The following is a 26,759-nucleotide window of genomic DNA, read 5'->3' as shown; positions in this document are numbered from 1 at the left end:
ACCGCCTTCTTCAATATCACTTTTTGAGATTCCTTTCCCTTTTGAAAACGTAGTTACTTCTCCCAACTTCTTCACTTCCCACTCACCCTCAAACCCCGGAAATCTCAAATTAGGAACGTTACCTACTTTTAATTTTTTATTCGGCATCTCGATTATTTATTTTTCGTTATTAAAAACATTAAGGATTTAAGAAATTAAAAAACTAGCTCTAGTTCTTTTAAATAAACATCTATTTCCTTATCGAGATTGGCTCTTTTGGCTTCAAGTTCTTTGATTTCTAGCATTACCTTTTGAATATCAATTTCTTCTTGTTCTTCAAATGTATCCACATAACGAGGAATATTTAAATTATAATCGTTGTCAGCAACTTCTTTTAAACTAGCCAAGTGGCTGTATTTTTCAATTACTTTTCTATTACGATAGGTTTCAATAATCTTAGTGAGGTGATTGTCTCGCAACATATTTTGATTTTTAACCTTTTCAAATTCTTTGCTGGCATCTATAAATAAAATATCATCAGGTGTTTCTCTGCATTTTTTGAAAACCAAAATACATGTAGGAATACTGGTGCCATAGAAAATATTTGCAGGCAAACCAATTACTGCATCTAAGTAATTCTTTTGTTCTATAAGATATTTACGGATGTGTAATTCTGCTGCACCACGAAACAAAACGCCGTGTGGCAATACAATCGCCATTGTACCGTTTTCTGCCAAATGATAAATCATGTGTTGAACGAAAGCAAAATCGGCCTTACTTGCCGGAGCTAACTTACCGTATTGACTAAAACGATCATCATTCAGAAATAAAGGATTTGCACTCCAATTGGCAGAAAAAGGGGGATTTGCTACGATAGCTTCGAATGGCATGTCATTCAAATGTTGTGGGTGCTCTAAAGTGTCCTCTTGTTTTATGTTGAATTTTAGATAATGTACCCCGTGGAGTATCATATTCATTCGGGCAAGATTGTATGTTGTTCGGTTCATCTCCTGCCCGTAAAAATTATTGACATCTTTTACCTCTCTTGCAACACGCAATAACAGCGATCCAGAACCGCAAGTTGGATCATATACTGATTTTAATCTATTTTTACCTGTTGTGACAATTTTTGCCAGAATTTTAGAAACCTCTTGTGGTGTATAAAATTCTCCTGCCTTTTTACCAGCACCACTGGCAAACTGACCAATAAGATACTCGTAAGCATCACCTAGTACATCTAGTTCAGTATGTTCCAGCTTAAAATCAATTTCATCAAGATGCACTAAAACTTTTACTATGATTGCATTTCTTGCTTCAGCAGTTCGTCCTAAATTATTACTGTTTAAGTCCATATCCGAAAAAAGATCTTCAAAATCTTCTTCACTTTGAGTTCCCATTGTACTCAGCTGAATATTGGTCAGGATTTTTTGTAAATCTGCCAAAATGAAATTATTACTCCCACTGTTTCCTCTTTTTGCAATTTCACTAAAAAGTTCAGATGGTTTCAAAAAATAACCTAAGTTTTCAAGGGATTCCTCTTTGATTGCTTCAATATATTCTTGACCTTCTTTTGTATTTTCATCAATATTTCTAAATTGAATATTATCTTGTTCCAAAATGGAATTAGCAAAAATTTCCATTTTTTCAGCCAAATATTTATAAAATATGAAACCTAGTATATAATCCCTGAATTCATCCGCATTCATCTTTCCTCGTAAAGTATTCGCTATATTCCAAAGCTGTTGCTCCAATATTTTTTTCTGTTCTTCTGACATTTGAAATAATTGTTTATTAAGATTAGGGATTAATAATCCTTAAGAAGGCACTAATGTAATAAACTTTTAGTGTTATGGCTTATGGATACAACGAATAATCATTTTTTAGTAAAAGATAATAATCATGCAATTAAAAAGGCTCAACTAATTAGTTGAACCTTAATTATAAATAAGAATTATCCCGAAGTAATTTATTGATTAGTTTTTCAAGTCGTTGCATCATTTCATCTTTCTCCTTCAGCATCCTCTCATACAAAGCAATCTTGTTATCGTATAGTTCAAAGGGATTTAAAATTCTTTAAAAAAAAATCGGTTTTTGGTAAAAAAAAATCTTGCTTTTGTGAGATACAATTCCCCTTAGTTCGTTAAGGCACAATATATTTCTTCCTTGCTTGTACTAAACAAAAATACAATTTTTCGGACAAGTATAAACTAAAATTTAAAATTATGAGTGCAATTGAATTTTCACAGCAAAAAAGAGTTGAAGGAAGTAATTACAGACCACATTAAAACATCTGCTATTTATTGTTTTGGCAGGCAAGTATCAACAAAGTTTCGGGTTTGCTTAATGATGTAAAATAAGAAAGCCGAGCAAATGCTCGGCTTTCTTTGTTCGACTACTTTTTACTTATTTCTAATAGAGACAACTTCAATATTTATCTCTTGCCCATCTTTTAAATATCCAGGATTATACATATCTCCACCCAATACATTTAAGCCAGACACTGAAAAATCACATATTTTTGAAGGATCAATCTTAATTTTAATTGACCCCATAGAATCTGTTACATATTTTCCGACTTTATCAAAAGTTTTCATAAAATACCCTATCCCTTCTTTTCTTACTATTACAGTATCAAATTTATTAACTCTACGTTGCTTGGTTTCTTTATCAACTGAATTAATTGTTATAGTAATTTGATTTTTCAAATCATCTTTCATATTGCAATTTGAGATAAATAACGATAATAAAGAAGCAAATACAAATATTTCTAATTTAAGGATTCTTGATTGCATACCTTGTTATATTTAAGTGATTAATTAGTCCTCCATTATAGGATTGTCCCGTTAAATTTACATTGTTAATTGCAGGCCATTGAAAACTACCACTTACTGGACTACCTTGAAAAGGATTATTAGCCCAAAATAGCACTCCATCAACAGGATTTCTTTGATAGTAATTAGTTACTTTCGACACGTTAGGGTAATCAAAATTAAAACTACCTCCAAAATACATACCTACTCGGTCATAAAGAGTAATTTCAGAAATATGTATATTCATTGCTCCAAGTTTGTTCGCAATTCTTACTGCAGCTGCTGCTCCACGACTATGACCATGCAGCTTTAATTGATTGCCTTTTTCAAATCCCTCTTTCAAATAAGCTATGACTTCATCGTCACCACCGCCAACTGAACTAAAAAACATTTTACCGCCTTGCCCTTCTACTAATTCTCTTAATGCTGGATTACCGCTTGCTTCTTCGCCCCCAGCACCGTAAATACCTGAAACCGTAGTTTCAGGTTTAATCATCTCATGCACCCCGTGATTCAGCCCACTAACCACTAAACCCGTAACAGCTCCTTGCCAAAAATTACCTCCTGTCAACGCTGCACCAGCTCCACCAGCAATTGTACTAAATGCAATAATTCCAGCACCTTTATCTGCTAATTTTCCTCCCAGACCTTGCCATTGTGAATTATTACCCCCACCCCAAGCACGACTTGCAATACTACTCAATGCTCCAGCAGCAAAGCCACTCCAAAACTTCTCGCCACTTATGGCTGTCATTGCTCCTTGAAAAGTACCATGAGCAATTGCCTGAAAAGTTGCCTTTGCTACAAAATCTCCGACAGAGGAGAATAGACTCTCAGCACCAGAGCCAATCCCAAAGGTAACCGCAGCACTTGCAGAACCTATAAAAGTAGCTTTTGCTAAACCACCAACACTAAATGGCACATCTGAAAGTAGAGCTGTAATCGTATATGTTGCAGCCGATACTACAGCGCCTATTAACATTGCAATGCCCAAAGAAATGAACTCTTCTCCACTAGGGTAGTAAAATTAACAATCAAAAAAACTTATCTCAAAAATTGCCAAAAGATAAACTAGCAAAATATGCTTTTTGGATAACTCTTATAGGGTTAGTTATTTCAATTATTATTGGATGAAAAGAAATCACAACTTTTTTTAATTAAAACCAACTGACACCTAAAAATGAAAAATATTGATGATTTCAAATTAACAAAAGATGTAACTGTAAAACAAACACGTCAAAGTATTAAATTAAATGATGATATCTCTAAAAAGAAACTTATTGATTTTATAAAACAAAGGTTTGCAAACCGATATTTATAACTCTTAGATATTGATATTCTTGATAATGGATTTTTAAAAATGGCATTTTGTTTATGATTGAGACATTAGAATCATTCAAACAAGGAGAAGAGGATACAAAAGGAAAAAGTAAACAAATATTTATTGATTTCTTTGATACCGAATAAGCATCTTTTTCTAAATTTAAAAATTTTTCCACGGATTTTTTATTAAAGGATCCGATGTGGAATTCTTCATCAAGAAGAAGCAACTAATGCTTGGAGAATTGAAATAATTCCTACTGTTCCTGCACCTAGATCTGCATGATGAATTGCTTTTGTACCATAAGCCCAATTGTTTTCTGCTGAAAAACCTTCTGTTTTTGTAACGCCTCCACTCCAGGCACTACTCGCAATACTACTCAACACCTCAGCGACGACTGAGTGTATTATTTAGATACTTTAAAAATAATCTTTTTATTGCCATATTCAAAAACATTATAAACATCCAAGCCGATACGAATCTTTTCTTTGTCAATATTTATGCTATCATATTTTGTATCAAAAATGTATTTATTTGTAAGAGTATCAAATTTTACAACAGGAAAAAAGTAAAAAGTGTAGTAATCTCTATTTTTCATTCCTGAGTAAAAATGCAAATCTGATTCCCCTAAAGTATCTTTTTTTAAAATATTTGCCTTAAGTAATTTAAAACATGGATCATGGTAGTTTTTTTCTAAAATTATCTTTTTTAACGAATCTATATCTCTCGTACACGATAAAACAACATCTCTTTTTGATTTATTATTATAAACAAAATTTATCGTTTTATCAGCACATTTTGTACTCATCAAAGAAATACCTAAAGCAATAACAGCTAACTTTTTCATAATTATTTAAGAATATTAATAACCTTTAAAGCTAAAAATTTGGATAAATTAAAGTTTGACAAACTTGCAGAAGGGTATTTAACACTATCTCTAAATGCTACACCAAAATAATCTTCAGATAAATTGTTAGCCCAAGTCTCTGTCCAAAAATTATTTGCAAAATTGGACGTACCTAAAGCAGAGGAGGCAAAACTTTCAGGCGCGATAATCTTATAAAAACCATCTAACCCAACAAACGATTGTCTTGACTGTAATGTATGACCAAACTCATGATGAAATAAATCTCGGATTTTTGCGCTTTTACCTAAAAGAGAATACGCTCCCTTTCCTACTAGTATTTTATCTGGTGGTAAGGTAACCCCTACTGAATTCTCACCAAATCCTAGTCCAATATTATTAGTCTCATAAACTTTGACTCCTTCAAATTTTCCAACGTACTTTGAACATCGTTAAGGTAGCCACTAACTTTCTGTTACTAAAGCGGGTTTGGGACTAAATTAAGCCCATTATTAGGATTTGCCACCCGAGCAATAGCGAACAGGCGAAGTAAATCATCCCAAATACAAAACTAACTTTAAATTAAACCTATTGCCCAAATTGCTTGTAGCGTGTTTTGTGCGTTCGCACTTTCTATCAGTTATTTAACAAATTGATTAAAACCTTTTTGCCATTTTCATTATCAGGATTTAACTCAACAGATTTTTGATACATTTTAATAGCCTCTTCTTTTTTACCACATTGTAACAGTGCTTCTCCGTAACTATCATATATATTCCAACTATTTGGAAAAATTAACGTTCCTGAATTGAATGTTTGCAAATAATGATCGTTTTTTTGAAGTCGAAGAAATTGATAACCTAATCTATTAAAATCTCTTTCGGTTGCTGTGTAATTGGTTGGGTTTTTTATATATTCTTCAATCAACTGACTTGCTTTTTCTTTATCTCCATTTTCAAGTAAATTGCCATACACTCTTGAAAGATTTTGTACAGGAATTTTATAAGGTTTATTATCAATTAACTGTAATAATTCATTGGATGCTCCAAAAATAATGTTACTTCCAGTATTTGACAAAATTATAACAGTTTGATTTTTAGTGATATTATGTGCCAAAATACTAGTAAGTCCACTAATAAATCCATCGTGAAAAACTATTTTCCCATTGATTTTATCACTATATATAAACCAACCTAAACCATAACCAACATTTTTTCCTTCCAAATTATTAGTCACCATTTTTCCATCATTGAGTATTGTTGCAGTTAATGCTTCTTCTAACTCATTCTTTGCTAGTATTTTGTAGGTAAATAACGCATTTTGATATTTTTGTAAATCTTCGGCTGTACTTATAATTCCGCCATTTCCATAAAAATTGCTTTTTGCACTAATTGGGAAATTATCTTTTAAGGTATTCGTATTTACAAAATTGGTCGAATACAGGTTCGGATAAGTGTATAATTCTACTTGATTTGTTGTTTTAATCTTCCTATCCAATGGAACAAATGAATTTTTCATTTTTGAAGGTTTGAAAATATTTTTTTCCAAATAACTTGCATAAGTAATTCCCGATATTTTTTCGATAATTATTGCAGCAATACAAAAATTAACATTGTTATATTCCCATTTGCTTCCTGGTAAAAATGAAAGAGGTGTTTTAAAACGAATAAATGTTGGTATAATGTCTTGATTAGAAATTATTTTTTCAGGTTGCTCTTTTATTATACTATCAAATAAATTATATTCTTGCGCCAATCCAGAAGTATTATTAAGCAATTGTTTTATGGTAACATTTGAATAAGGAAAATCTGTAAGATATTTTTGGACTAGATCATCAATTTTAAGTTTACCTTTCTGTTTAAGTTGTAGTATTGCTGTTGCTGTAAACGTTTTTGTTATCGAAGCAATTGGAAATTGAGAGTTTTCATTTATTTTTTCTTTTTTTTCGATATTGGAAAACCCATAATTTTCTGAAAAAACTTTTTTTCCTGATTTGGAAATTACTACGCTACCATTAAATAAATTATTTTTAGAAAGTGTTGCAAAGAAATCATTTAATTCTTGAGCAAACAAAGTATTAGTAAATAATGTAATCAGTAGTAGAAAAAAAAAATTATGTTTCATTTTATTTTAATTTATCAATTGTTTTTTAAGCGTTCTGTTTTTTTAGTTTGACGCACAACGTTATGGTAATCTGCGCGTTTGGGACCAAATTAATCCCAGTATTCAGATTTGCCAATTCATTCCAAATACAAACCAATTTTCCATTAAGCCAAATGCCCAAATCGCTTGTAGCGTGTGTTTTGCGTAGTTTTTGTTAGTTTCCAATATATCTTTTCCACATTAAAGTTTCAGAAATTGCGTATTTATTTAAAAATTTTAGATTATTATTTTCAATAATGTGACAAACATTTACTAATTCAATTACCATGATTTTATTCATTAAATGTTCATTGTTTAATAAACCAATCGTAAACTGTTTTGATGTTGATGCCAATGAAATAATCATTTTTTCTAATGAATAACCATTTAAAATTATATCTGCAATTAAGTCGTAATATTCGGTTTTGTTATAATTTCTAAAGTAAATTGCTCCATAAATACATTTTTCATCTTTAGGTGTTGTTTGTAATAAATCAACAAAATAATCTTCTATGTTAGAGTCTTCTTGATAAGTTAAAATAGATGCGAAAAACGTTTTATTACCATCTTCAAAATCCTTGTTTTTGATTAGTTTAAGTAATCTAATTACTTGGTTTTCATTAAAGCTATCTGTTTTATAAGTATCTAATAGGTTGTAATTTGTTGGTAAATTATGTTCTTCTAATTTCTCGAAATTTTCAATAGCTTGATTTACCAAACGATCTTTATTTTTTTTAAGATGTTCTTCAAAACTTTTTCCAAAATCTTCGTCGAGTTTTTTTACTAAAGCTTTTGTTTCTTTTGTTGTCTCAATATTAGGTTTAATTTGTACAAAATATAATATAACAGGAAAAACTAAACCAAATAGCGCTATTAAAATACCGAAACCTACACTGTAAAGATTATTTAAATATTTGTACTCATTGATAATTTCTTTATTGTAGGTGTTTAATGAATCTTTTTTTATTTCCATCTCAAGTTTATTAATTTTTAATTCTAAAGAATCAATTTTAGAAAAATTAACAGTACTATTTGACCAAGAACTTATACTTAAGCATAAAATTATTAAAAGTAAAATTTGTTTCATAAATATTTTGTTTTCAATGGTAAAATTACGCACAACCTTTCGTCACTTTGAGATGGCTGGAAAATCGTAACCGCTCAGTTTTCGGCTTAACGAAAACCTGATGCGAAACAGTAATTCCACTAATTCCAGCTATATCAAAACTGCTGTTGTAGGCTGTGTTTTTTATTTATAAAGTTTTGGCTCAGATATTCCTTTCTTTGATAAAAGATCTTTATTAAGATCAAAATACATTTTTGACATGTCATTATAATAATCTTTAAAGGGAGGTAAACCATATTCAGCACGAAATTTTTCAATATTTAGACTGTCAATTAATCCGTTTTTAGGAATAGCTCTCCCATCATTTGAGTAAGTAACTTGTGTTCCAAATCTTTGTTTTTTATTAGAATTAATTGCTATTCTGTCTTCCAACAATGCATAAATATCTTTTCTGGCATTGTTCTTCTTAATTTCTTTTCTTAGTTCTTTCAACATTTTCTTTTGAAATTCTATATCATTATCAGCATGTTGTATGGGAAGCCAAAATTTAGTTGTATTTTCTTTTCCAACTTTATGAAAACCTAGATAGCCATATTTCTTATAAAGTTTTTTGATCCTATTTTGATTTTCTAAATCAACACTATCTCTCTTTATTTTAAATAATTTCCATGCTTTATCTGAACCATATTTTTCTATTAATTGTTCGGTCGGAACTCCAGCATATTTTTGATCAATATTACCAATGTAATCTAATTCTGAAATTATGTTTTCTTTTTCAGAATTTGAAATTTTTTGGTAAGATTTACAGCCAATAAAAATTAGAAAAAATATAAATATAATTTTTTTCATACGTGTGTTTTTTCAACATTGCCTACAACGGTTGGCCTCTTGACGATGTTGCGGATTAAAAAAGGCTAATCTTTCGGTTTTGCCTAAATCTTCTAAATACAAAACCAACTTTCCATTAAGTCATTTGCCTAAATCCGTTGTAGCGTGTGTTGGCAGTAGTTTTTTTAATCTTCGTCTATTTCAGATTTGTTTTCACTCTCATAATCAAGATCGGTTAAATTTGATTTCAAATAATCGTCATTTAGTATTCCGATGGTTATAATTTTTGATATATCTGTATCAAGCATAATTCTGTCATTAGTTGCATTCATTCTAATTTTTGTGCTTAATTTAGGATGATTTGTAATAAACTCTATAATTCTCAATTTTGCTAATTGTAATACTGGAGAGTTTGCATTTATTCGTAAAACTCTTTTTGCATATTTTATATTATCAACAAAAGCAGTTAACTCAGCAATGTTAGCTATTAAATCTAAATCTTGAATTAATGTTATATTTTGTCTTGCTTGATTTTTAATTATTTCATTGTAACCGTAAGCCGATGATAACGTTTTGATATTATTTACAAATAAATTATCGTTTGCGAAAAGAAAATCTATTGAGCTGTTTATTTGCAAAATATTTGAATTTAACTTTTCAAATCTATCTCCAATTGGAAGAAAACCAAGCATCCTATCTTGTCTTACAATTGTAACAGGATAAACGTGTTTGTAAATTGTAAAATAATTTTCAACATTGCCAACAGTAATTAATATAGCTTTGATACTTTCTATATCGTCATTATTAAAAGAAAAATCTTGGTATTCGGTAAACGGATCAAAATTGTTTGCTGATGCCAATTTCTCTGGAAACTCTTCCAAATCATAATAGAATATTGAATTAACAGTCTCAATTGAACTTGAGATTTCTCTCAAAACTAATTCTTGATTATCGAAGAATTTATTATTGATTGTTGCTCTGAATATTTCTTTTAATTCGGTAGCAAGTTCAACAGAAATATCAGCTTTTAAAATTGTTTCTGTTTCATCATCATTTTTTTTAATAAGATGAACAGTTATTCCAATTGGATTTACTTCATCATTGATTATGTTTAATTGTTCTCTAAGTTCTTGTAGATTCATTTGGTTTAGATTTATTTGCTATGTAAATGTTATCATTTAATAATTTGTATTCAATCCAATCATTTTCAGAAATTACATCTCTTGAAATGAATATAACGTTGCTTCTTTTAGTCGTAGAAATTTTATAAATATGGTAGCCTAAAACTGCAAGAGTTGGATTTGTATAAAACATATTTGTTTTTACATAAATTAACCCAATAATTATTAAAACCAAGAAGAACATTAGGCTATTTCTATCCTCGTCTAGGTTAAAATCTAAATCAAAGCTTAAAAGTGGAATAACATAAGTAACTAAGAAAGTTAAATGTTCCCAATTTATATTCTCAATATTTGTTACTTTTTCTGGTAAAGATTTATTACCGCTTACAATGTATTTAAATCTGAAATAAAATATGAATCCAAGAAGAACAATAACTATCGAAATAGTGGGAATTATATTGTCAAAAAATAGTTTCTTCCAACCAATAAATTCACAATCAGAAAAACATAGTGGAACTTTCACTTTATTGATAAACAATAAAATAAACAATAACCACAATGATAATATGTAAAGCTGGATTTTAAGTTTCATACTTCTTTATTTCTCCCTTTTTGCGGTAAAATTACTGCCAACGTCAGTCTGTGAAAAAACCTCTGTTGTATTATTATCAAATATAACAAAATACTTGTATAAAAAGAAGATTTTTCGTATTTTAAGAATGCAACATATCACAGGTATTTTCCGTCAACAAATTCGTTTTTCAAGTTTAGAAGATACTATAAGTCCCGATAATCAGGTGCGATTTATAGATGTCTTTGTAGAGCTTATTGAAATCTCTAAGCTCGATTTTGCTATGAAAGCGCTCAAGACTAAAGGTCGCCCGAGTTCAATAGTATAGTGTTTCTAAAGATTTATTTATATGGTTATCTCAACGGAGTCAGAAGTGTTCGAAATCTAGAAAATGAATGTTTAAGAAACATTGAAATGGAATGGCTTTTAGAAGATATTCGTGCCAATTACACAGCATTACCGATTTCAGAGAAATAACCCAATCGCATTAAATAACACTTTCAAATTATTTGTTTCATTCTTGAAAGATGCTGATTTGATAAGTTACGAAACCATGGCTATCGATGTTTTTTTGGCGGTGGCCAAAAAACAATTCCCTCTAAAAGTGAATTTTACGTGTAAGGGCAAGTATGCCAAAAGGAAAGGAAAACACGAGTAAACCAAGCCTAAAACCACTCCAAAAAAGAGGAAACTAAATCCTCTTGAAATTCTCTCTCAAACTTTACGATTACTCCATAGTTCACACCATTGAACGGTTCCGTTCAACACGGGTTTCATTGTTCGGCTTGCAGCCGCAACGAAACCCTAACTGTTGGTGGTTACTGTTCTTTTTTGCAGTATTATTTATTCTTACTAATTTTTTTTTCAATTACATATTCTCTTATCAAAAATATAACGGGTGTGTTTAAAAAGGTAAACATAATCCCTAATAGAAAGCCCCATAATTTTGTTACCGCTAAATCAGCTGTACAGAAAAATCCAAATATAATAATGAACGATAAAAATTTTTTGATTTTCATAATAATTTTAAAATAATGGTTTGATATTTTCGAAACAATTTTTCCATTAAGCCCAATGCTCAAATCCGTTGTAGTTGCGGTTGGCAGTGGTGTTTTTTATTTCTGCTGTTCAAGTTTTGAAATAAATTTTACAATTTTTTCAACTTTCTGATTTTCTGTTGCGACTGAATTTATGTTTTCAATTATTTTGTTTTGCTCTTCAATTTTTAGTTTTTCGAATATTTTCATCACTTCTGCGTCTTTAAAACATTCAAAAATCATTTCGTTTTCGTTCTTTTTCTCAAGGTTCGGATTTACGAGATAGAGAGTAACGTTTACAAATTCGCCACCGCTTTTTCCAATAAAATTTCTGATTTCAGAATTCAGGGACATTTTTTTGTCGGAATTTTTTAAAGGTCCTAAATTCTTATTTTCTATTTGGTAGTCATCAATTTTTCCGGAAACTTTTAAATCACCCCATTTTCCCTTAATGTCTTTAGTATTTGGTATTATGAGTTGATAAGTCCACGCTCCATTTCCTGGAATATATTGAATTTCTAATTTTTCATTTTCAACTATATAATTCATTTATTACAATTAAAATCGTTTTAGATTCATTATTTTTCTAATTCTCCCTTCATCATTAAGGTTGCTACTAACTTTCTGTTAATAAAACGGGTTTGGAACTAAATTAAGCCCTATTTTCGGATTTGCCAAATCATCACAAATACAAAACCAATTTTCCATTAAGCCTATTGCCCAAATCCGTTGTAGTAGGTGTTATGGGCAGTGCTTCTCGTCCCCCTTAAATGACTAAAGTTGCTACTGTATGTACTTTAATTTTGTCATTTTCGATTAAAAATGTGTCTGTCCCAAAAGGAATTTCTGCAATGACAGATTTACTTTTCCAAATAATGTGAGCTACTTTGTAGCTAATGGCCAACTGTTTCATTTCAAATTCAGAACCTGAAGGTATTAAGCTAAACATTTCTTCCAAAAAAAGGCGGATTTTATCCAATCCTTTTAATATTCCTTTGTCACACAATAAGGTAGAATCCTCTGTATAGTCCAACATTATTTCATCAAGGTTATTGTTGCCAAATGCTGTTAAATGATGCATTAGCACTTTTCTTGTTGTTATCTCTACTGTATTCATAATTAATAGTTTTTTGAATGTTTGAAGCTAAATTGACCCTTTGTCTTTGTCTTGCGTTAGTTTTACTTTTAGCGACTTTTTTATAACTTTCAAGTCTTTAAAATACCCAATTGTTGCAATATCCACATATAGACCTATACTTCCTTTTTTAGTATTGCCTAACATTTTGTCAACTACAAAACCTGAATATTTCATGTCATTAATAAACATTTCAGCTGATTCTCCATTTACTTCAATACGCATAGTAATCCATTCATTTAAAGCAACTGGTGCTGACCCTTCATATGAACCCGCCGGATAATTTTTACGTAAAGTATCAAATTTATAGTTGGGATATGAAAAATACTGAACTGCATGATTTCTTGCATATTGATTACTTGCTCTCCCAACCTTTGGTCTAAGATAAATAGATTCAAACGCTAAATCATCTTTAGCTATTCGGTAATAAACGCCAATAAAGCCGGCTGCGGATTTGTAAGGCGAAGGATTTTGAATTTGGCTATACATTTTTATTTCGATTGTGCCATTTTCAAAATCGTCTAATGCAAGCAATTTAGCATAATGTGGCTCATCTACAGTAGCTTCAAGTCGATTTTCGTCAAATGGAATGGCTTTTAAATCTCTTTCTATTTTTAAAACATTTTTGCCTTGAAACTTGACAATAGAGCCTGTAACATTGTGCAGCTCAAAAATTTGCTTGCCCAATTTAAGTTGCTGGCTAAAAACAACATTTGAGTATAAAGATATTGTTATTAGGATGATTAATTTTTTCATTGAATTTCTCTTTTTAGTTTGAATTAGATCTTTGCTTTTGCTTCGTTTGTATTTACTGGTTTTCCAATTGCTCCAAATTCGTGCAAGTCACCAAAAACTTCGATACGAATAGATTGGTCTAAACCGCCCACTTTTACTGCGTCAAAGCCATTGTCGTGTATCAGTTGCTCAATTGCCGCATCAATAGTTGCGCCATCGGTTGCATAAAACAATACAGATCTTTTAGGAGATTGATGAGATGCACTTGCCAACGAAGCCGCACCTAATGTTCCCAAAGCTTTTACCAATTTTGCATCTTTTGGAAGTAGGACAGCATTCAATTGTCCTGCTGATTCTTTTTCACCAATAATTTTTTTGAAGCCACCATTTTCGTCTGGTGCAATGGGGTTAGAAGGGTCTATGATAATTTTTCCTTGCAGTTCAGTGCCATATTGTTCAAACAATTCTTGTATGGTATTGAACCAAACTGAAAGTATAATGATGTTAGCATTCTTAATCGCTTCGCTAGTTTCAGATGCTGTTACAAGGCTTCCTAATTCTTGTGCCAATATTGATGCTTCCTCCAATTTATGACTTGCGATAATTACGGGTCTGTTGCCTTTTACAAAATTTTGCACTACTGTTTTTCCGATGTTTCCTAAGCCGATTACGGCTACTTTTGGTATTGTTGTCATACTATTTCTTTTTAAATTTTAATGATAATTTGAGAATACAAAGGTGCATCGGAAAGAAGCCTCTCTCCAATGAACTGCATCAAGAAATAGTATTGATCTAGATTAAGATTTTTTAGTTTGCTTGTTTCGCAGGCGGCTTAAAAACTCCGGTGTAATGCCTAAAAAGGAAGCAATTTGTGTTTGTGGTAGTCGTTTTGTAAGGTCAGAATAACTATCAAGAAATGAATTATATCTTTCCTCGGCAGTTGAACTAATGTTTTGTAATAATCGCTTTTGTAGTGATACAAAACTATTTTCTATTAGCACCCTAAAAATGCGGTCGAACTTTGGTGCTTTTGTATAAAGTAATACTAAATTTTCATGGCTAATTTGTAGAACCATCGTATCTTCCAAAGCATCAATATTGAGTTCAGAAGATTTACGTTCGTGGAAACTACCAATATCGCTTAACCACCAATTCTCGGCAGCAAATTGTATAATATGTGTATTTCCTTTTTTATCAATTTTATACATTCTTAAACAGCCACGCACAATAAAATGGAATTGATTACAAACATCTCCTTCCTGTAATACATATTGCCTTTTACGGTAAAGTCGTGGTTTGAACAATTCTGTTACCAATTGTTTTTCTTCATTGTTTAACGGAATTACCTTTTGAAAGTAGTCCAACAGCGGTTTAATTTGTGAATGTATAATGTCGTCTTTTTTCATTTTTTGTCTGTCTGTCGAGTTTTGGTAGGGTTGTTCATTGCATTGCCCATAACTTTCTGGCACTATAGCGGGTTTGATGTTAAATTAAGCTCTATTTTCGGATTTGCCAAATCATCCCAAATACAAAACAAACTTCCCATCAAGCCTATTACCAAAATCCGTTGTAGTAGCTATTACAAGTAGCTGTTTTTCTTCTGTCATAAATCAAGTGTTACAGTTAAAGGTTTATGGTCACTGTGTTTTGTCCACTTTTCATAACTGCCAACTTCAACATTTTCTAATTTGTCTATAAGATTTGAAGATGCAAAACAAAAGTCAATATGATATGGTCTTTCAATTTTTCGGTGCATAAAAAGCGTATTATCTTTTTCCTGTCCTTGTGTTTGGTTATGAAAATGATGATAAGTACTAAAAATATTTTTGCCCTTTAAATAGTCAACAAGGTTTGAGTGGTTGTAAACTCTTTTTGGTTTGTCCCAAATTGAATTGCTATTAAAGTCACCCGCAAGAATCACATTATCATTGTCTAATAAATTGCTGTAAAAATGAACAGCGTTCCAAACCTGCTCTGTATAGCAATCGTGTTTCTCAGGTTTTTGCGACCATATTGCAAAAACTGTCAAGTTGATTTTTTCATTATAAATAGATAATGGCAAAACGTATTTGAAGTCAGGGTTATGAATTTCGAGAAGTTTAATTTTAAAGTCGCCAAATGAAAATACTCCAATTCCTTTATGTGGATTGTTGCCATACCAAAAAATGTCATTTGGTTGTTTTGTGCCAATTCCAAATACAAGTCGTTCTTGATTTTCACACTCAGGCACAATTAGAATGTCTGGCTGTTCTGTCAGAATAAATTCCGCTTTTTTACGGAAAGCCATATTACAATTCCAAGTTATTATTTTCATTCTGTCTTTTGTCGTTGTGTCTTGTTTACAGTTACTTGTAACGTTTCGCCACTTTGAGATGGCTGGAAGTTCGTAAGCGTTCAATTTTCGGCTTAACGAAAACTTGATAGGAAATGGTAATTCCACTAAATTCCAGCTATGTCAAAACAGCTGTTACTTGCTTTAATTTTCTTACTTCCAATTTTTTACTTTTTCAATGAATTCACTTTTACTTATTTTCTTGAGACCGTTCTCACTTAAAATTTCAAAAATATGATTTTCAAAATCTAAAAAAATTCTCTTTTCAGAAAAATCCCAAGTTTTTCTTCTGCGTTTCCAATAATAAGAATAGATGCCTTTATATTTTATTATTATTGAATATCTCTCAGCAATATGGTCTTTTTTTTGCTTAACAAGGAAGCTCTCGTATTCTGAGCTTTCTAAATTCAAAACTTCTTCAAGTGATTTTACTTTTTTTTCTAGCTTTAATTTTAGTTTTTCAATTTTCAATTTTATGCTACTTAGTTCTATATTCTTCTTTTCAATTTTTGCTTTTAAAAATAAAATTATTTCATTTGAAGTTTTTTCGAAAAGTGTGTTTTGGTCATTTTCGATTCTAATGATTTCATCTGTACTTTTTAAAATATCTAATTTTGTGTTTTTTAATTTTTCGCTTGCATCGAAAAACAAAATATAGTTTTTGTTTTTTCCTGTTTTTTCAAATTCGTTTTTAGATTTGAATTTAATTATATTAGGAAAAAATGAAGTAGAAGTTTCTTTTTCTATCATTAAACATTTTTCAAAAGATGAGGGATTTATGTTTTCATAATTTATTTCTCTAAACTCTTCGTAATCAATGATAGTGCATTTTTTTAGATTAGTTATTTTTTCAAGAGTTACTTTATTATTACTTAAATTTTCTTTTGCTGTAGTTTCTCTCTCTAATAAAGAATTATATATTTCTTTATTTTCGCTTTCAAATATGTCTAATATACTTGAATAATAATATTTAGTTGTTAAGTATTCGGTTGTTTTTTTTGTGATTTCATTATAATAATTTTCGGTGTTTAAAATTTCTCTTTTATTACTAGATAATTCATATTCACAGTTTCTAAGTTCATCTTCAATTTTAGATTTTTTTTCTTTTATTTTTTGAACTTGAAAACTATCATCTTCATTATGATAATAATTCTTATATTTTTCATCAACATATCTTAACTGGACACTTACTTCACTTCTTATACTAAAATTATCTTTGAACTTATTTGCGTTAATAAGCCAAATAATTTTGCTGTAAAAATTTTCTCTTATTTTTATTGTTGAACTTGATATTGAAGAATTTTGTAATTCTAAAATGAGACCATTTGGAGTTCTAATATCAGCAATATTTTTTTATTATGATTAGAAATTATAACTTCTTGCCAATCTTTTAGAAATTCATTTTTCCATTCTCTATGCCATTCACTTTCGTTTTCTTTCCAACTATCGCATTGAGATAAATTTGTATGTCTCCAATGATTTATATTAATTTCTCCACAATATGCTTTTACTTCATTTACGCATAAATGACAAGTTCCCATTTTTCCCTTTTCAGGTAAAATTCTATTTCCATTTAAGTCAATTGCTATGAGCATATTTTTTCTTTTTTGCGGGATTTTGAGGTATTATAGCAGGTAACGTCAGTCTGTGAAAAAACTTCCGTTTTATTACACTCAAATTTAACAAAATAATTGTATAAAAAGAAGATTTTTCGTATTTTTAAGAATTAAATATATTTCCGGAATTTCCCGCCAACAAATGCGTTTTTCATGTTTAGAAATTACTATAAGTCCCAATGATCAGGAGCGATTTATAGATTCCTTTGTTTATTATATTGACCTCTAAGCTTGATTTTGCTGTGAAAGCGCTCAAGACTGAAGGTCGCCCGAGTTTCAATAGTAAAGTATTTCTAAAGATCTATTTATATGGTTATCTCAACAGGGGCTGGAGTGGTCAAGATCTTGAAAAGGAATGTTTCAGAAACATGAAATGCAATGGGTTTTATAAGATATTCGTCCCAATTACGCAGCATTACCGATTTTAGAAAAGACAATCCCATTCCCTTTAAAAAGCTATTCAAACTATTTGTTTCGTTCTTGAAAGATGCTGATTTGATAGGTGGCGAAACCATAGCTATCGATGGTTTTTTAGTGGTGGCCAAAATCTAAATCCCTGTGAAAACTAATTTTATGGGTAAGGTGACTTATGCCCGAAAGTAAAGGAAAACACGATAGCAAACCAAAAAATAATTCTCCAGAAAAATGAGGACACTAAATCCTCTTGATATTCTCTCTCAAAACTTTACGATTACTCCATAGTACCTGCCAGTGTCCGATTCCGTTCAACAGGAATTTCATTGTTCGTGCTACGCAAGAAACGAAATTCTAGCCGTTAGCAGATGTTTTTATTTTCGGTGTCAGTTTCAGGAAATGCATAATATATTCTAGAATATCCATTAGATTTTAAATCACAGTTTATGTATTGAACGTATTTATTATTTGCAATGTCTTGATATTTGAAACATAGTGATAAAAGATTTTCTGAACTTTTTGTGTCATATAAAACAAAATTTAATCTTAAACTACTGTTTTTTCTTAAATGAAAGTATTCAAAAACTTTACGATTAATAATTTCAATATTTTTAGTTTCTGACAACATTGTTATAGAGCCATTTAAAGCATTATTGTTAGATTCATTAGTGACAATAATACTGTTTATAGATTTATCGGTATCTTCACTAATTATTTGTTGTTCTTTAGTAGGCTGTGTAAACTTTAAAATAGGTTTTATACTTTCTAAAAATCGTGTTTTTTCTATTTCGAAAAGTTTAGTTTGTGTTTCTTGAACTTCTTTTTGAGATCTAAGTGTTTGATACAAATAATAAGCAGTAATTGATGTTACTATTGCCACAAACCAATCTGAAACGGTTCCCCAAATTTCTGGGTCAAAATATAAAAATATCATAGTTGAAATTAGGGTTTTAAATTTTTATTTAAGGTCTATGAGTTTATTACGAATTTGATTCAATTTCAAAGTACCATGACCAATACTTTCGTGACGCATATAAACTTCATTTTCATCATATTTAATTCCCATAGATCTTCTTTCAAAGTTTTGTAAATCTTCAAATTCCTCATTAAATTCTCTAATTTTAATGTCAATGAAACTTATAAAGTTATTTATGAACTCATTTCTGTCTTTAAATTTTAATATCTCTTTCTCATTTCGAAATAGAATTACATAATTTTCATTTTCTAAAACTACATTCTTTACTTGCAAAAAATTATCAAAAACAATTGGACTATCTTTTAATTGGACTTTAAATTTTATATTAAATAGAGAAGACAATTTTTCATAAATTTCTTCGTGATTTGGTTTGTCTTTTAATTTTGTTGTATTCTTCATTTTTTCAAAAATATCTGTTAACTTCCCGCTAATACAGCGGGTTTGGGATTAAATCAAGCTCATTCTTCGGATTTGCCAAAACATCCCAAATACAAAACCAATTTTCCATTAAGCCAATTGCCCAAATCCGTTGTAGTAGCTGCTAGTGGCTGTTAGTGGCTGTGCGTCTATTCAATTTTCATTCCGTAATTATTATTGTTTTTTAAATAAGCTTTCAATTCTGGATGAATCGGAACAACTTTTTTATCTATATAATCTTGAATAAATGGAGCAATTTCATATTGACAATCTTCTGGCGGTTCCATATCACAGTCTAAATAGTCTATCATATCAGTTGAAGAAATTAATGCTCCTTCTGTCATTATGATAAGTACTAAAAATATAGTTATAATATAAGAAGTTCTTGTGTTAATATTTTTCAAATAAATGTCTAAATATTCTGAATGTTCTTTAATTAAATTATGCGACGCAAACTGAATACCATTGTTATGAACATAATTGTTAAGCTTATGTCTTAAATCTTCCCAATACTTTTCCAATTTATATTCATCAAGAATTTTTATAATTGTTTCATTTTTTTTTAAAAACTTCATGTAGTTTTCAAAACTTAATTTCAATTTTATATTTCTTGGAAGTTCAAGTACAGTATTAGTCAGCCAAGCTTCTATAACTTTTTCGTCATCGGTTAATTTGGTTCTGAATTTTAATTCTAGAAATGAATTGGAAAATTCTTCTGCATTGTCAGTTTTCAATTCATTTAAGCTTTCTGGCAAAAATGGGTTATTTTTATTAGCGACATCAAGAATATAAACATATAAAATTAAATCATCTCTTAGTTTTCTAATCAAAGTATTTGCATCAGCAAAGCTTCCAATTTTGCAACACAATTTTATACTTTTGAGAGTTTGGATTGAATTATCTAACAAAATGGTATTAATGATGTGCGGTTTTCCTTTTGAATAAAAAGAGATAATTCTTCGATTTGAAAATATCAAAAAAGAAAAATCTTCAAGGAATTGAATATTATTATCAAACTCTTCACTAAAAATTTTGAATACTTCTGTATCTTCAATTAGCTTTTCATTGTTTGTTGTAAAATTCATAAGCTCTTGATTTTTTTTTCGTATCGCCACTAACGTCAGTCTGTAAAAAAACTTCCTTTGATTGCAAACAAATATAGTAAAATAGTGATGTAAAAACAGGATTTTTCGTATTTTTAAGAATGTAACATATCACAGGTATTTCACGTAACAAATGCGTTTTTCAAGTATAAAAGATACTATCAGTACCGATAATCAGGTGCGATTTATAGATGCTTTTATAGAGCTTATTGACATCTCTAAGCTCGATTTTGCTGTAAAAACGCTCAAGACCGAAGGTCGCCCGAGTTTCAATAGTATAGCGTTTCTAAAGACCTATTTATACGTTTATCTCAACGGGGTCTTGAGCGGTCAAGATCTAGAAAGGAATCTTTTGAGAAACATTGAAATGTAATATTTTTTATAACATATTCGTCACAATTACCACAGCATCTCAGATTTTAGAAAAGACAATCCCATTTCCTTGAAAAAGCTATTCAAACTATTTGTTTCCTTCTTATAAAATGCTGATTTGATAAGTGGCGAAACCAAAGTTATCGATGATTTTTTTTTGGTAGCCAAAACACAATTTCTTTTTAAAACTAATTTTATGGTTAAGGGAACTCGTGTTCAAAAATGAAGAAAAACACGATAGCAAACCAAAAATACTTCTCCAAAAAAAGAGGACACTAAATCCTCTTGATATTCTCACCCTAAGCTTTACGATAACTCCATAGTTCCTGCCAGTAACCAGTTCCGTTCAACGCGCCTTTAAATGTTCGTGCTACACACGCAACGAAAGCCCAGCTGTTAGCAACAGTTATTATTTTTCAACAACTAAGTAGATTAAGAAAAATTCCGAAATTTTATATTTCTCATACCATTTTTCAACATCAATATTCCCTTTTGATACTTCACAATATCCTAAATTACCTTTATCTGGATTGTCATTTGGCGGAGTGATTAAAGCAATTTGTGTTTCTTTTCCAAGTTCAAAATCAATTTTATCAGATTCATTTCCGCTTACATCTCTGAGTAGAAATGAGCCATCTTTGAATTTCTTATTAATTTCAAAAATTTGTTTATTAAAAAAATTTGGAAAGTAAAATCCAATCTTTTCGTTTTGTAAAATATGCTGGCTTACAATTGAAAAATTGAAGTTTTTTCCAATTTTTGGTAGCTCTTCATTTTTAGTATCTATTACATTTTTTTCAATTTCTATTTTACCGTTTTTGTATTTACGAATAATTATTTTAAAGTTTTTATCTTTCAATTTTTCAGAATTTGAAAAAACAATATTTAGTTTTTCAATACCTTGAAAGTTCTGTATTATAAATTCTTTTGAACCAAATTCAGGATTGTCAAATTTGGATATCATTTGAATTTTTTCTTCCTGACCATAAGTTGATAAAGTAATAAGAGTTAAAGTCAATAATAATAGTTTCTTCATTGTATCGTTTTTTTTATAATTACTGCTAACGTCAGTTTGAGAAAAAACCTCCGTTATATTATCATCAAATATAATAAAATACTAGTATGAAAAGAAGATTTTTCGTATTTTTAAGAATGCAACACACTACCGGAATTTGCCGCCATCAAATGTGTTTTTCAAGTTTAAAAGATACTATAAGCCTGATAATTTGGTGTTATTAATATATGCTTTTGTCGAATATATAGACTTCTCTAAACTCGATTGTGCTGTAAAAGCGCTCAAGACTGAAGGTGTTCGAGTTTCAATAATAAAGTATTTCTAAAGATGTATTTATATTGTTATTTCAACGGGGTCAGGAATGATCGAGATCTAGAAAAGGAATGTTTAAGAAACGTTGAAATGCAATGGCTTTTAGAAGGCATTCGTCGCAATTACCACAGCATCACCAATTTCAGAAAAAATAACCCAATCGCATCAAAGAAAACTTTCAAACTATTTGTTTCGTTATAGAAAGATGCTGATTTGATAAGTGGCGAAACCATATCTACCGATGGTTTTTTGGCGGTGGCCAAAACACAGTTTCCTGTCAAAACTAATTTTATGGGTAAGGTAACTTGTGTTCAAAAGTGACCGAAAATACGAAACCAAACCCAAAATACTTCTCTAAAAAAAGAGGACACTAAATCCTCTTGAAATTCTCTCTCAAAACTTTACGATAACTCCATAGTTCCTGCCAGTGACCTGTTCCGTTCAACCGGAGTTTCATTGTTCGTGCTGCGCACGCAACGAATCTCTAGCTGTTTGACCAGTTTTTTATTTATCCTCTAGATTCTATTATAAATCCCATTGGTTTTGATGGACCTTCTTTCCATTTTCCAATTTTTGTAATATTTCCAATTTCTCCTTCAAATGCAAAATATAAAAAGAAAAGATTGTCTGGCGTAATTTTTTGAGATGACACACAAATTTTATAAGCGAGTTCTGTTTTTTCTTCAGCAAATGTTCCTGTGAACGTGTTTGGAGATTGCCCAAAACCTTTAACTAATCTTTTGTATGGCTTATCAAATGTTATTTCAAAACTTATTGGTTCAGCCCAATACCTCGCTTTAAATTCTATTATTTGTCCGCCTTGATGAATTCCATGATTAATGGCTAAATTGTTTATTGTATCGCCTTGTTGATTTGGCATTTTATCGTCTATTGCATAGAAGATAGCGTTTATTAATTCATCTTCTGTGTATTTGCTTACCTCGATGTAAAACTTGTCTTCAAGAAAGGCTGGCACTTTTATAATGTTATTAATCAATACAGGTATTATGAAATTTGTATTGTTTCGTTTTACTTCTTCAACAATTGCTTTTTTCAATTCTTTATTAACCCAGGGTTTCTGAATCGATACGTCTGAAAGAAAAATAACGAATTTTTCACTCGATTCAATTCCACTTGCAATTTTATCTATTAAACTGCTTCCACCAACAATTTCAAATTTATCAAGCCACGGTTCTAATTCAGGATGTTTCTCTTTTAGTTTGTTGTATATATGCTCAACCAATGGCTTGTCTTCGGTTGCATGCGAAAGAAATATTTTTTTCATAATGTGAATGTTCTTCGTAAGGAAAAATTGGTCATAACGTCAGTCTGTAAAAAACCTCCATTGTATTATGATCAAATATAATAAAATACTTCTATAAAAAGAAGATTTTTCGTATTTTAAGAATGCAACACATCATAGGTATTTCCCGTCAACAAATGCGTTTTTCAAGTTTACAAGATACTATAAGTCCCGATAATCAGGTGCGATTTATAGATTCTTTTGTAGAGCTTAGTGATATTTCTAAGGTTGATTTTGCTGCAAAAACGCTCAAGACCGAAGGTCGCCCGAGTTTCAATAGTAAATTGTTTCTAAAGATGTATTTATATGGTTATCTCAACGCAATTAGAAGTGATCGAGATCTAGAAAAGTAGTTTTTCAGAAACATTAAAATGCAATGTCTTTTAGTAGAAATTCGTCCCAATTATCAAAGCATTACCCATTTCATAAAAATAACCCAATCGCATCAAAGAACACTTTCAAACTATTTGTTTCATTCTTGAAAGATGATGATTTGATAAGTTGCGAAACCATAGCTATCGATGGTTTTTTGGAGGTAGCCAAAACACAATTTCCTGTCAAAACTAATTTTATGGGTAAGGTAACTTGTGTTCAAAAGTGCAGGAAAACACGAAACTAAACCCAAAATCCTTCTCAAAAAAAAAGAGGACACTAAATCCTCTTGAAATTCTCCTTTAAAACTTTACGATAACTCCATAGTTCCTGCCAGTGAACGGTTCCGTTCAACCGGAGTTTCATTGTTCGTGCTGCGCACGCAACGAATCTCTAGCTGTTAGCCGTAGTTTTTCTAATAGGAATCAAAAATTATAATTCTTGTGTTTTCTTTTGGATTAATTTTTAACTTCATTTCGATAGATTTTTCTAGAAATTCATAAGCTCTTTCAACTGTAGTTGATTCAGGGTCTTTATAATTTGAACTTCTAGTTTCTTTAATGTCCCAATAGGATTTTATAAAGTTAAATTCTTTCTCAATGATTTCAAGAATAGCTTTGTCATCTTTATATTCGAGAACAGTTCTATCCAATACATTCTTATCTATCTCCTCAAAATTAAAATCATCACCATAAATTCCACTATCCAAAATTCGCTTCATCATAAGTATCATATAATCATTGAATTTCAAAAAATCCCTTGAATCAATATTTCCTCCTCCATCATCTTTATCAAATTTAATTTTTTCTATCGGATAATATTCTGTGTAATTTCCGTATTGAAACATATAACTAGAGCAAACAGTAGATGTTGGAAGTTCATACAATAATGTAATGCCGTATTCTTCATAAATTTTATTTTGATAAATATCTCTTGATTTCCAATCATTTCCATCATTATCATATTTTCCATAAATTAATTCCTCATCTATATAGTAAATCAATTCAAATAATTCATCAGCTGAAATATTGTTTATATTTTCTTTTACGATAGATAAAATATTATCATAGGAAACGAGATAAGAGTTTCCTACTTCAATTTTTCTTTCATCTATAAAATTTTCAAATGTTCTTTTGTAGAGTTTTTTAAATTTTAAATCTTGATAAAGTTTTTCAGAAGCTATTTCATTATCAAACATATAAATTTCTGTGTTTCTTCCCATAATGGTATAAGTTCTTGTGCGGTAAAATTACGGCTAACGTCCCGCTACTACAGCGGGTTTGGGACTAAATTAAGCCCTATTTTCGGATTTGCCAAATCATTCCAAATACAAAACAAACTTTCCATTAAGCCAAATACCCAAATTGCTTGTAGCGTGTGTTGGGGGCAGTAACAACACGCTAGTTGAGCAAGAGTGAATTTCTATTCCAATATTTTATTCATATTTTCAAAAGTATTCATGGAATTAAAGATTTTATTAGTTTACTGGTTATTCCTAGTTTATAGAGATTATAGCCTGGACCGCTTATAAAATTCCAAGAAATTATAAAATAGAATAGAATAGTTGGTAAACTAGATACTAGAAAATAGGTTTGTAAATCAAATTTTGGTTTTCCCACTCTTTCGATAAAGTCTTTCTCCCAACTTTTATAATACAGTATAGATTTAAATCCTGAAAAACTAACACCAACTGCTCCTAGTATTGAAAGTGGAATTACTGCATTAGCAAGATTTAGTGATGGTAGGATAATACAGAAAAAAACAAGAAACATTACAAACAAAGACAGCCATACAAAAAAAGCTTTTTTATTTTGCTTTGGGTATGCCTTTAATTGATGTTCTAAAATTTCATCTTTAGCTACTTCAATTAGTGTATTAAATTCATCTGAATTTATTTCTTGTTGTTTCAAGAATCTTTCAATACTATAATCATCATAGCCTTCATTTATTTTGTCAACAATTGCTTCTTTAATTTTTTCATTTTTCATTTTTATTCTATATTGATTTTTACAATTTATTCAGCTGGCGTGACCGCCTCACTCGTTCCACAATCAAATATAAATTAGTTTTTATATAATTGTTATTCAAAACACAATTAGCACTATTTTTTCTTGAACTATTTTCAAGTACAAATTCTATTAATCTTTTTGATTTTCTTTGCTGGAATGTATGAAAGAACACTCGCACTAACGATGGATTGTTTTAAGGGGAAATAAAATCTATCCATTCTGTCAGTAAACTTTTCATATCTAACATAGGAATCAGTAATATGTCATCAATATTAACATTAGGATATTCATAAGTAATGTTAATATGTTCAATACTATCTGAAAAAAAGCCTTCATCAATATTACCACTACTATTTAAGCATAATACCAAATCGCTAGCAAATGATTGAGATTCTTGTATACTCAAATTATCCAAAAAAGTTAATACTGAATAATCTCCACCTCCATTATCTTCCTGAACACAAATATTATAATTGATATTCTCAATCACTTTTTTATAAAACTTTAAATTATATAATTCTTTTTTTGACATAACTTTTATATTTCTGTTTCCTGATACACTCATAATTGTAAAGTATTATCACGTCTTTAGTTATTCCGTCTATTTTTTGGATATTTTTCGTCAGTTTTTAGTCTGAATTTAAAACATTCTGTCTAACTTTCGTCCCCTTTTAAAGTTAATTGTTCTGCTACTACGAGGATTATTGCCCCCAACGTTCTGGTACTACAGCGGGTTTGGGTTCTAAATTAAGATTTATTTTTCGGTTATTACTAAACTGCCAAATACAAAACCATTTTTCCATTAAGCCCAATGCCCAAATCCGTTGTAGCATCTATGTAAAAGCATAACTTAGAGTTACTAAAAACGAAGATTATGCAATTACAAGATGCCTTAACTATTCCAAAGATATTCATTGGTTTAGACATTC

The 26,759-nt window shown here is 30.2% G+C and carries 34 protein-coding genes and 1 pseudogene; 8 read left to right on the top strand and 27 right to left on the bottom strand.

Annotation, left to right across the window (positions count from 1 at the left end; genetic code table 11):
• Window positions 1–194 precede the first annotated feature (194 nt).
• From ACNQF8_RS15150 to ACNQF8_RS15140, 3 genes are all read right to left on the bottom strand, one after another.
• Window positions 195–1,754 (bottom strand): type I restriction-modification system subunit M, encoded by a 1,560-nt coding sequence (locus ACNQF8_RS15150; protein ID WP_417953910.1) that lies wholly within the window; start codon window positions 1,752–1,754, stop codon window positions 195–197.
• A 624-nt stretch (window positions 1,755–2,378) separates the two neighbouring features.
• On the bottom strand, window positions 2,379–2,771 hold the full coding sequence (locus tag ACNQF8_RS15145) for a hypothetical protein (RefSeq protein ID WP_417953909.1): 393 nt from the start codon (window positions 2,769–2,771) through the stop codon (window positions 2,379–2,381).
• Window positions 2,752–3,783: a hypothetical protein gene (locus tag ACNQF8_RS15140; protein ID WP_417953908.1), complete on the bottom strand. Its 1,032-nt coding sequence runs from the start codon at window positions 3,781–3,783 to the stop codon at window positions 2,752–2,754. Before ACNQF8_RS15140 ends, ACNQF8_RS15145 begins: the two co-directional genes overlap by 20 nt.
• 186 nt (window positions 3,784–3,969) lie before the next feature.
• On the opposite strand from ACNQF8_RS15140, the gene ACNQF8_RS15135 reads away from it, so the two are divergent.
• The gene (locus tag ACNQF8_RS15135; protein WP_417953907.1) at window positions 3,970–4,110 is read left to right on the top strand and encodes a hypothetical protein; all 141 of its coding nucleotides are present in this window, start codon (window positions 3,970–3,972) and stop codon (window positions 4,108–4,110) included.
• Between the two features lie 215 nt (window positions 4,111–4,325).
• On the opposite strand, the gene ACNQF8_RS15130 is transcribed toward ACNQF8_RS15135, so the two are convergent.
• The 7 genes from ACNQF8_RS15130 to kwaA all read right to left on the bottom strand — a co-directional run bounded on the left by ACNQF8_RS15130 (window position 4,326) and on the right by kwaA (window position 10,703).
• Window positions 4,326–4,496 (bottom strand): hypothetical protein, encoded by a 171-nt coding sequence (locus ACNQF8_RS15130; RefSeq protein ID WP_417953906.1) that lies wholly within the window; start codon window positions 4,494–4,496, stop codon window positions 4,326–4,328.
• A 20-nt stretch (window positions 4,497–4,516) separates the two neighbouring features.
• The gene (locus ACNQF8_RS15125) at window positions 4,517–4,957 is read right to left on the bottom strand and encodes a hypothetical protein (protein ID WP_417953905.1); all 441 of its coding nucleotides are present in this window, start codon (window positions 4,955–4,957) and stop codon (window positions 4,517–4,519) included.
• Between the two features lie 633 nt (window positions 4,958–5,590).
• Entirely contained in the window at window positions 5,591–7,078 is a 1,488-nt protein-coding gene (locus tag ACNQF8_RS15120) for a serine hydrolase (RefSeq protein WP_417953904.1), read from the bottom strand.
• 193 nt (window positions 7,079–7,271) lie between these two features.
• On the bottom strand, window positions 7,272–8,183 hold the full coding sequence (locus tag ACNQF8_RS15115; protein WP_417953903.1) for a hypothetical protein: 912 nt from the start codon (window positions 8,181–8,183) through the stop codon (window positions 7,272–7,274).
• A 162-nt stretch (window positions 8,184–8,345) separates the two neighbouring features.
• Window positions 8,346–9,011 (bottom strand): DUF6624 domain-containing protein, encoded by a 666-nt coding sequence (locus ACNQF8_RS15110; protein ID WP_417953902.1) that lies wholly within the window; start codon window positions 9,009–9,011, stop codon window positions 8,346–8,348.
• Window positions 9,012–9,175: 164 nt separating this feature from the next.
• On the bottom strand, window positions 9,176–10,132 hold the full coding sequence (kwaB, locus tag ACNQF8_RS15105) for an anti-phage protein KwaB (protein WP_417953901.1): 957 nt from the start codon (window positions 10,130–10,132) through the stop codon (window positions 9,176–9,178).
• On the bottom strand, window positions 10,113–10,703 hold the full coding sequence (kwaA, locus tag ACNQF8_RS15100) for an anti-phage protein KwaA (RefSeq protein ID WP_417953900.1): 591 nt from the start codon (window positions 10,701–10,703) through the stop codon (window positions 10,113–10,115). Before kwaA ends, kwaB begins: the two co-directional genes overlap by 20 nt.
• 127 nt (window positions 10,704–10,830) lie before the next feature.
• On the opposite strand from kwaA, the gene ACNQF8_RS15095 reads away from it, so the two are divergent.
• Entirely contained in the window at window positions 10,831–11,010 is a 180-nt protein-coding gene (locus tag ACNQF8_RS15095) for a hypothetical protein (protein WP_417983540.1), read from the top strand.
• Window positions 11,010–11,159, top strand: coding sequence for a transposase (locus ACNQF8_RS15090; RefSeq protein ID WP_417953899.1), 150 nt, complete (start codon window positions 11,010–11,012; stop codon window positions 11,157–11,159). The genes ACNQF8_RS15095 and ACNQF8_RS15090 overlap by 1 nt, the downstream gene beginning before the upstream one ends.
• A gap of 638 nt (window positions 11,160–11,797) precedes the next feature.
• Here the strand turns inward: ACNQF8_RS15090 and ACNQF8_RS15085 are convergent.
• The 8 genes from ACNQF8_RS15085 to ACNQF8_RS15050 form a co-directional block, all read right to left on the bottom strand.
• Window positions 11,798–12,268 (bottom strand): DUF1905 domain-containing protein, encoded by a 471-nt coding sequence (locus tag ACNQF8_RS15085; protein ID WP_417953898.1) that lies wholly within the window; start codon window positions 12,266–12,268, stop codon window positions 11,798–11,800.
• Window positions 12,269–12,485: 217 nt separating this feature from the next.
• Window positions 12,486–12,836: a hypothetical protein gene (locus tag ACNQF8_RS15080; RefSeq protein WP_417953897.1), complete on the bottom strand. Its 351-nt coding sequence runs from the start codon at window positions 12,834–12,836 to the stop codon at window positions 12,486–12,488.
• A gap of 27 nt (window positions 12,837–12,863) precedes the next feature.
• Window positions 12,864–13,610: a 3-keto-alpha-glucoside-1,2-lyase-like domain-containing protein gene (locus tag ACNQF8_RS15075; protein ID WP_417953896.1), complete on the bottom strand. Its 747-nt coding sequence runs from the start codon at window positions 13,608–13,610 to the stop codon at window positions 12,864–12,866.
• 23 nt (window positions 13,611–13,633) lie between these two features.
• Window positions 13,634–14,284, bottom strand: coding sequence for an NADPH-dependent F420 reductase (locus tag ACNQF8_RS15070; RefSeq protein ID WP_417953895.1), 651 nt, complete (start codon window positions 14,282–14,284; stop codon window positions 13,634–13,636).
• Window positions 14,285–14,386: 102 nt separating this feature from the next.
• The gene (locus tag ACNQF8_RS15065) at window positions 14,387–14,995 is read right to left on the bottom strand and encodes a Crp/Fnr family transcriptional regulator (RefSeq protein WP_417953894.1); all 609 of its coding nucleotides are present in this window, start codon (window positions 14,993–14,995) and stop codon (window positions 14,387–14,389) included.
• 197 nt (window positions 14,996–15,192) lie between these two features.
• On the bottom strand, window positions 15,193–15,903 hold the full coding sequence (locus ACNQF8_RS15060) for an endonuclease/exonuclease/phosphatase family protein (protein ID WP_417953893.1): 711 nt from the start codon (window positions 15,901–15,903) through the stop codon (window positions 15,193–15,195).
• A 171-nt stretch (window positions 15,904–16,074) separates the two neighbouring features.
• Window positions 16,075–16,671 (bottom strand): hypothetical protein, encoded by a 597-nt coding sequence (locus ACNQF8_RS15055; RefSeq protein WP_417953892.1) that lies wholly within the window; start codon window positions 16,669–16,671, stop codon window positions 16,075–16,077.
• Window positions 16,672–17,231: 560 nt separating this feature from the next.
• Window positions 17,232–17,516, bottom strand: a complete 285-nt coding sequence (locus ACNQF8_RS15050) for a competence protein CoiA family protein (protein WP_417953891.1) — start codon at window positions 17,514–17,516, stop codon at window positions 17,232–17,234.
• A gap of 263 nt (window positions 17,517–17,779) precedes the next feature.
• On the opposite strand from ACNQF8_RS15050, the gene ACNQF8_RS15320 reads away from it, so the two are divergent.
• Together ACNQF8_RS15320 and ACNQF8_RS15045 are read left to right on the top strand one after the other, a co-directional pair.
• On the top strand, window positions 17,780–17,965 hold the full coding sequence (locus ACNQF8_RS15320) for a transposase (RefSeq protein ID WP_470303436.1): 186 nt from the start codon (window positions 17,780–17,782) through the stop codon (window positions 17,963–17,965).
• A complete protein-coding gene (locus ACNQF8_RS15045) occupies window positions 17,916–18,089 on the top strand; it encodes a hypothetical protein (protein WP_417953890.1) in 174 nt (57 codons plus the stop codon). The genes ACNQF8_RS15320 and ACNQF8_RS15045 overlap by 50 nt, the downstream gene beginning before the upstream one ends.
• A 223-nt stretch (window positions 18,090–18,312) precedes the next feature.
• Here ACNQF8_RS15045 and ACNQF8_RS15040 read toward each other — a convergent pair whose 3' ends face one another.
• The 3 genes from ACNQF8_RS15040 to ACNQF8_RS15030 form a co-directional block, all read right to left on the bottom strand.
• The gene (locus ACNQF8_RS15040) at window positions 18,313–18,885 is read right to left on the bottom strand and encodes a hypothetical protein (protein ID WP_417953889.1); all 573 of its coding nucleotides are present in this window, start codon (window positions 18,883–18,885) and stop codon (window positions 18,313–18,315) included.
• 24 nt (window positions 18,886–18,909) lie between these two features.
• Entirely contained in the window at window positions 18,910–19,326 is a 417-nt protein-coding gene (locus ACNQF8_RS15035) for a hypothetical protein (protein WP_417953888.1), read from the bottom strand.
• 167 nt (window positions 19,327–19,493) lie between these two features.
• On the bottom strand, window positions 19,494–20,429 hold the full coding sequence (locus tag ACNQF8_RS15030; protein ID WP_417953887.1) for a hypothetical protein: 936 nt from the start codon (window positions 20,427–20,429) through the stop codon (window positions 19,494–19,496).
• Window positions 20,430–20,580: 151 nt separating this feature from the next.
• Between ACNQF8_RS15030 and ACNQF8_RS15025 the strand changes: the two genes are divergently transcribed.
• Entirely contained in the window at window positions 20,581–20,820 is a 240-nt protein-coding gene (locus tag ACNQF8_RS15025) for a transposase (protein ID WP_417953886.1), read from the top strand.
• Between the two features lie 408 nt (window positions 20,821–21,228).
• Here the strand turns inward: ACNQF8_RS15025 and ACNQF8_RS15020 are convergent, their stop codons facing one another.
• Window positions 21,229–21,855 carry a hypothetical protein gene (locus ACNQF8_RS15020; RefSeq protein ID WP_417953885.1) on the bottom strand — a complete coding sequence of 209 codons (627 nt, stop codon included), beginning with the start codon at window positions 21,853–21,855 and terminating at the stop codon, window positions 21,229–21,231.
• A gap of 306 nt (window positions 21,856–22,161) precedes the next feature.
• Between ACNQF8_RS15020 and ACNQF8_RS15015 the strand changes: the two are divergent.
• Window positions 22,162–22,236: pseudogene (locus tag ACNQF8_RS15015) on the top strand (hypothetical protein); the annotation flags it as partial.
• Window positions 22,237–22,268: 32 nt separating this feature from the next.
• On the opposite strand, the gene ACNQF8_RS15010 reads toward ACNQF8_RS15015, so the two are convergent.
• Window positions 22,269–22,427: a hypothetical protein gene (locus ACNQF8_RS15010; RefSeq protein WP_417953911.1), complete on the bottom strand. Its 159-nt coding sequence runs from the start codon at window positions 22,425–22,427 to the stop codon at window positions 22,269–22,271.
• A gap of 227 nt (window positions 22,428–22,654) precedes the next feature.
• A complete protein-coding gene (locus ACNQF8_RS15005; protein WP_417953884.1) occupies window positions 22,655–23,431 on the bottom strand; it encodes a toll/interleukin-1 receptor domain-containing protein in 777 nt (258 codons plus the stop codon).
• Between the two features lie 122 nt (window positions 23,432–23,553).
• On the opposite strand from ACNQF8_RS15005, the gene ACNQF8_RS15000 reads away from it, so the two are divergent.
• On the top strand, window positions 23,554–23,802 hold the full coding sequence (locus ACNQF8_RS15000; RefSeq protein ID WP_417953883.1) for a transposase: 249 nt from the start codon (window positions 23,554–23,556) through the stop codon (window positions 23,800–23,802).
• Between the two features lie 434 nt (window positions 23,803–24,236).
• On the opposite strand, the gene ACNQF8_RS14995 is transcribed toward ACNQF8_RS15000, so the two are convergent.
• From ACNQF8_RS14995 to ACNQF8_RS14985, 3 genes are all read right to left on the bottom strand, one after another.
• Window positions 24,237–25,043, bottom strand: coding sequence for a hypothetical protein (locus ACNQF8_RS14995; RefSeq protein WP_417953882.1), 807 nt, complete (start codon window positions 25,041–25,043; stop codon window positions 24,237–24,239).
• A 235-nt stretch (window positions 25,044–25,278) separates the two neighbouring features.
• Entirely contained in the window at window positions 25,279–25,809 is a 531-nt protein-coding gene (locus tag ACNQF8_RS14990; protein WP_417953881.1) for a hypothetical protein, read from the bottom strand.
• Between the two features lie 214 nt (window positions 25,810–26,023).
• Window positions 26,024–26,362 (bottom strand): hypothetical protein, encoded by a 339-nt coding sequence (locus ACNQF8_RS14985; protein ID WP_417983538.1) that lies wholly within the window; start codon window positions 26,360–26,362, stop codon window positions 26,024–26,026.
• Window positions 26,363–26,759: the final 397 nt, after the last annotated feature.

This window comes from Flavobacterium labens (genome assembly GCF_048286755.1).
Taxonomy (GTDB): domain Bacteria; phylum Bacteroidota; class Bacteroidia; order Flavobacteriales; family Flavobacteriaceae; genus Flavobacterium.
This window is presented reverse-complemented; position numbering and strand designations above follow the sequence as displayed.

Coding starts and splice junctions, on each gene's coding strand:
- ACNQF8_RS15150 (WP_417953910.1), bottom strand. CDS start 1,754: ATGTCAGAAGAACAGAAAAAAATATTGGAGCAACAGCTTTGGAATATA.
- ACNQF8_RS15145 (WP_417953909.1), bottom strand. CDS start 2,771: ATGCAATCAAGAATCCTTAAATTAGAAATATTTGTATTTGCTTCTTTA.
- ACNQF8_RS15135 (WP_417953907.1), top strand. CDS start 3,970: ATGAAAAATATTGATGATTTCAAATTAACAAAAGATGTAACTGTAAAA.
- ACNQF8_RS15125 (WP_417953905.1), bottom strand. CDS start 4,957: ATGAAAAAGTTAGCTGTTATTGCTTTAGGTATTTCTTTGATGAGTACA.
- ACNQF8_RS15120 (WP_417953904.1), bottom strand. CDS start 7,078: ATGAAACATAATTTTTTTTTTCTACTACTGATTACATTATTTACTAAT.
- ACNQF8_RS15115 (WP_417953903.1), bottom strand. CDS start 8,183: ATGAAACAAATTTTACTTTTAATAATTTTATGCTTAAGTATAAGTTCT.
- ACNQF8_RS15110 (WP_417953902.1), bottom strand. CDS start 9,011: ATGAAAAAAATTATATTTATATTTTTTCTAATTTTTATTGGCTGTAAA.
- kwaB (WP_417953901.1), bottom strand. CDS start 10,132: ATGAATCTACAAGAACTTAGAGAACAATTAAACATAATCAATGATGAA.
- kwaA (WP_417953900.1), bottom strand. CDS start 10,703: ATGAAACTTAAAATCCAGCTTTACATATTATCATTGTGGTTATTGTTT.
- ACNQF8_RS15095 (WP_417983540.1), top strand. CDS start 10,831: ATGCAACATATCACAGGTATTTTCCGTCAACAAATTCGTTTTTCAAGT.
- ACNQF8_RS15085 (WP_417953898.1), bottom strand. CDS start 12,268: ATGAATTATATAGTTGAAAATGAAAAATTAGAAATTCAATATATTCCA.
- ACNQF8_RS15080 (WP_417953897.1), bottom strand. CDS start 12,836: ATGAATACAGTAGAGATAACAACAAGAAAAGTGCTAATGCATCATTTA.
- ACNQF8_RS15075 (WP_417953896.1), bottom strand. CDS start 13,610: ATGAAAAAATTAATCATCCTAATAACAATATCTTTATACTCAAATGTT.
- ACNQF8_RS15070 (WP_417953895.1), bottom strand. CDS start 14,284: ATGACAACAATACCAAAAGTAGCCGTAATCGGCTTAGGAAACATCGGA.
- ACNQF8_RS15065 (WP_417953894.1), bottom strand. CDS start 14,995: ATGAAAAAAGACGACATTATACATTCACAAATTAAACCGCTGTTGGAC.
- ACNQF8_RS15060 (WP_417953893.1), bottom strand. CDS start 15,903: ATGAAAATAATAACTTGGAATTGTAATATGGCTTTCCGTAAAAAAGCG.
- ACNQF8_RS15055 (WP_417953892.1), bottom strand. CDS start 16,671: ATGATAGAAAAAGAAACTTCTACTTCATTTTTTCCTAATATAATTAAA.
- ACNQF8_RS15050 (WP_417953891.1), bottom strand. CDS start 17,516: ATGCTCATAGCAATTGACTTAAATGGAAATAGAATTTTACCTGAAAAG.
- ACNQF8_RS15045 (WP_417953890.1), top strand. CDS start 17,916: ATGGGTTTTATAAGATATTCGTCCCAATTACGCAGCATTACCGATTTT.
- ACNQF8_RS15040 (WP_417953889.1), bottom strand. CDS start 18,885: ATGATATTTTTATATTTTGACCCAGAAATTTGGGGAACCGTTTCAGAT.
- ACNQF8_RS15035 (WP_417953888.1), bottom strand. CDS start 19,326: ATGAAGAATACAACAAAATTAAAAGACAAACCAAATCACGAAGAAATT.
- ACNQF8_RS15030 (WP_417953887.1), bottom strand. CDS start 20,429: ATGAATTTTACAACAAACAATGAAAAGCTAATTGAAGATACAGAAGTA.
- ACNQF8_RS15025 (WP_417953886.1), top strand. CDS start 20,581: ATGCGTTTTTCAAGTATAAAAGATACTATCAGTACCGATAATCAGGTG.
- ACNQF8_RS15020 (WP_417953885.1), bottom strand. CDS start 21,855: ATGAAGAAACTATTATTATTGACTTTAACTCTTATTACTTTATCAACT.
- ACNQF8_RS15005 (WP_417953884.1), bottom strand. CDS start 23,431: ATGAAAAAAATATTTCTTTCGCATGCAACCGAAGACAAGCCATTGGTT.
- ACNQF8_RS15000 (WP_417953883.1), top strand. CDS start 23,554: ATGCAACACATCATAGGTATTTCCCGTCAACAAATGCGTTTTTCAAGT.
- ACNQF8_RS14995 (WP_417953882.1), bottom strand. CDS start 25,043: ATGGGAAGAAACACAGAAATTTATATGTTTGATAATGAAATAGCTTCT.
- ACNQF8_RS14990 (WP_417953881.1), bottom strand. CDS start 25,809: ATGAAAAATGAAAAAATTAAAGAAGCAATTGTTGACAAAATAAATGAA.
- ACNQF8_RS14985 (WP_417983538.1), bottom strand. CDS start 26,362: ATGTCAAAAAAAGAATTATATAATTTAAAGTTTTATAAAAAAGTGATT.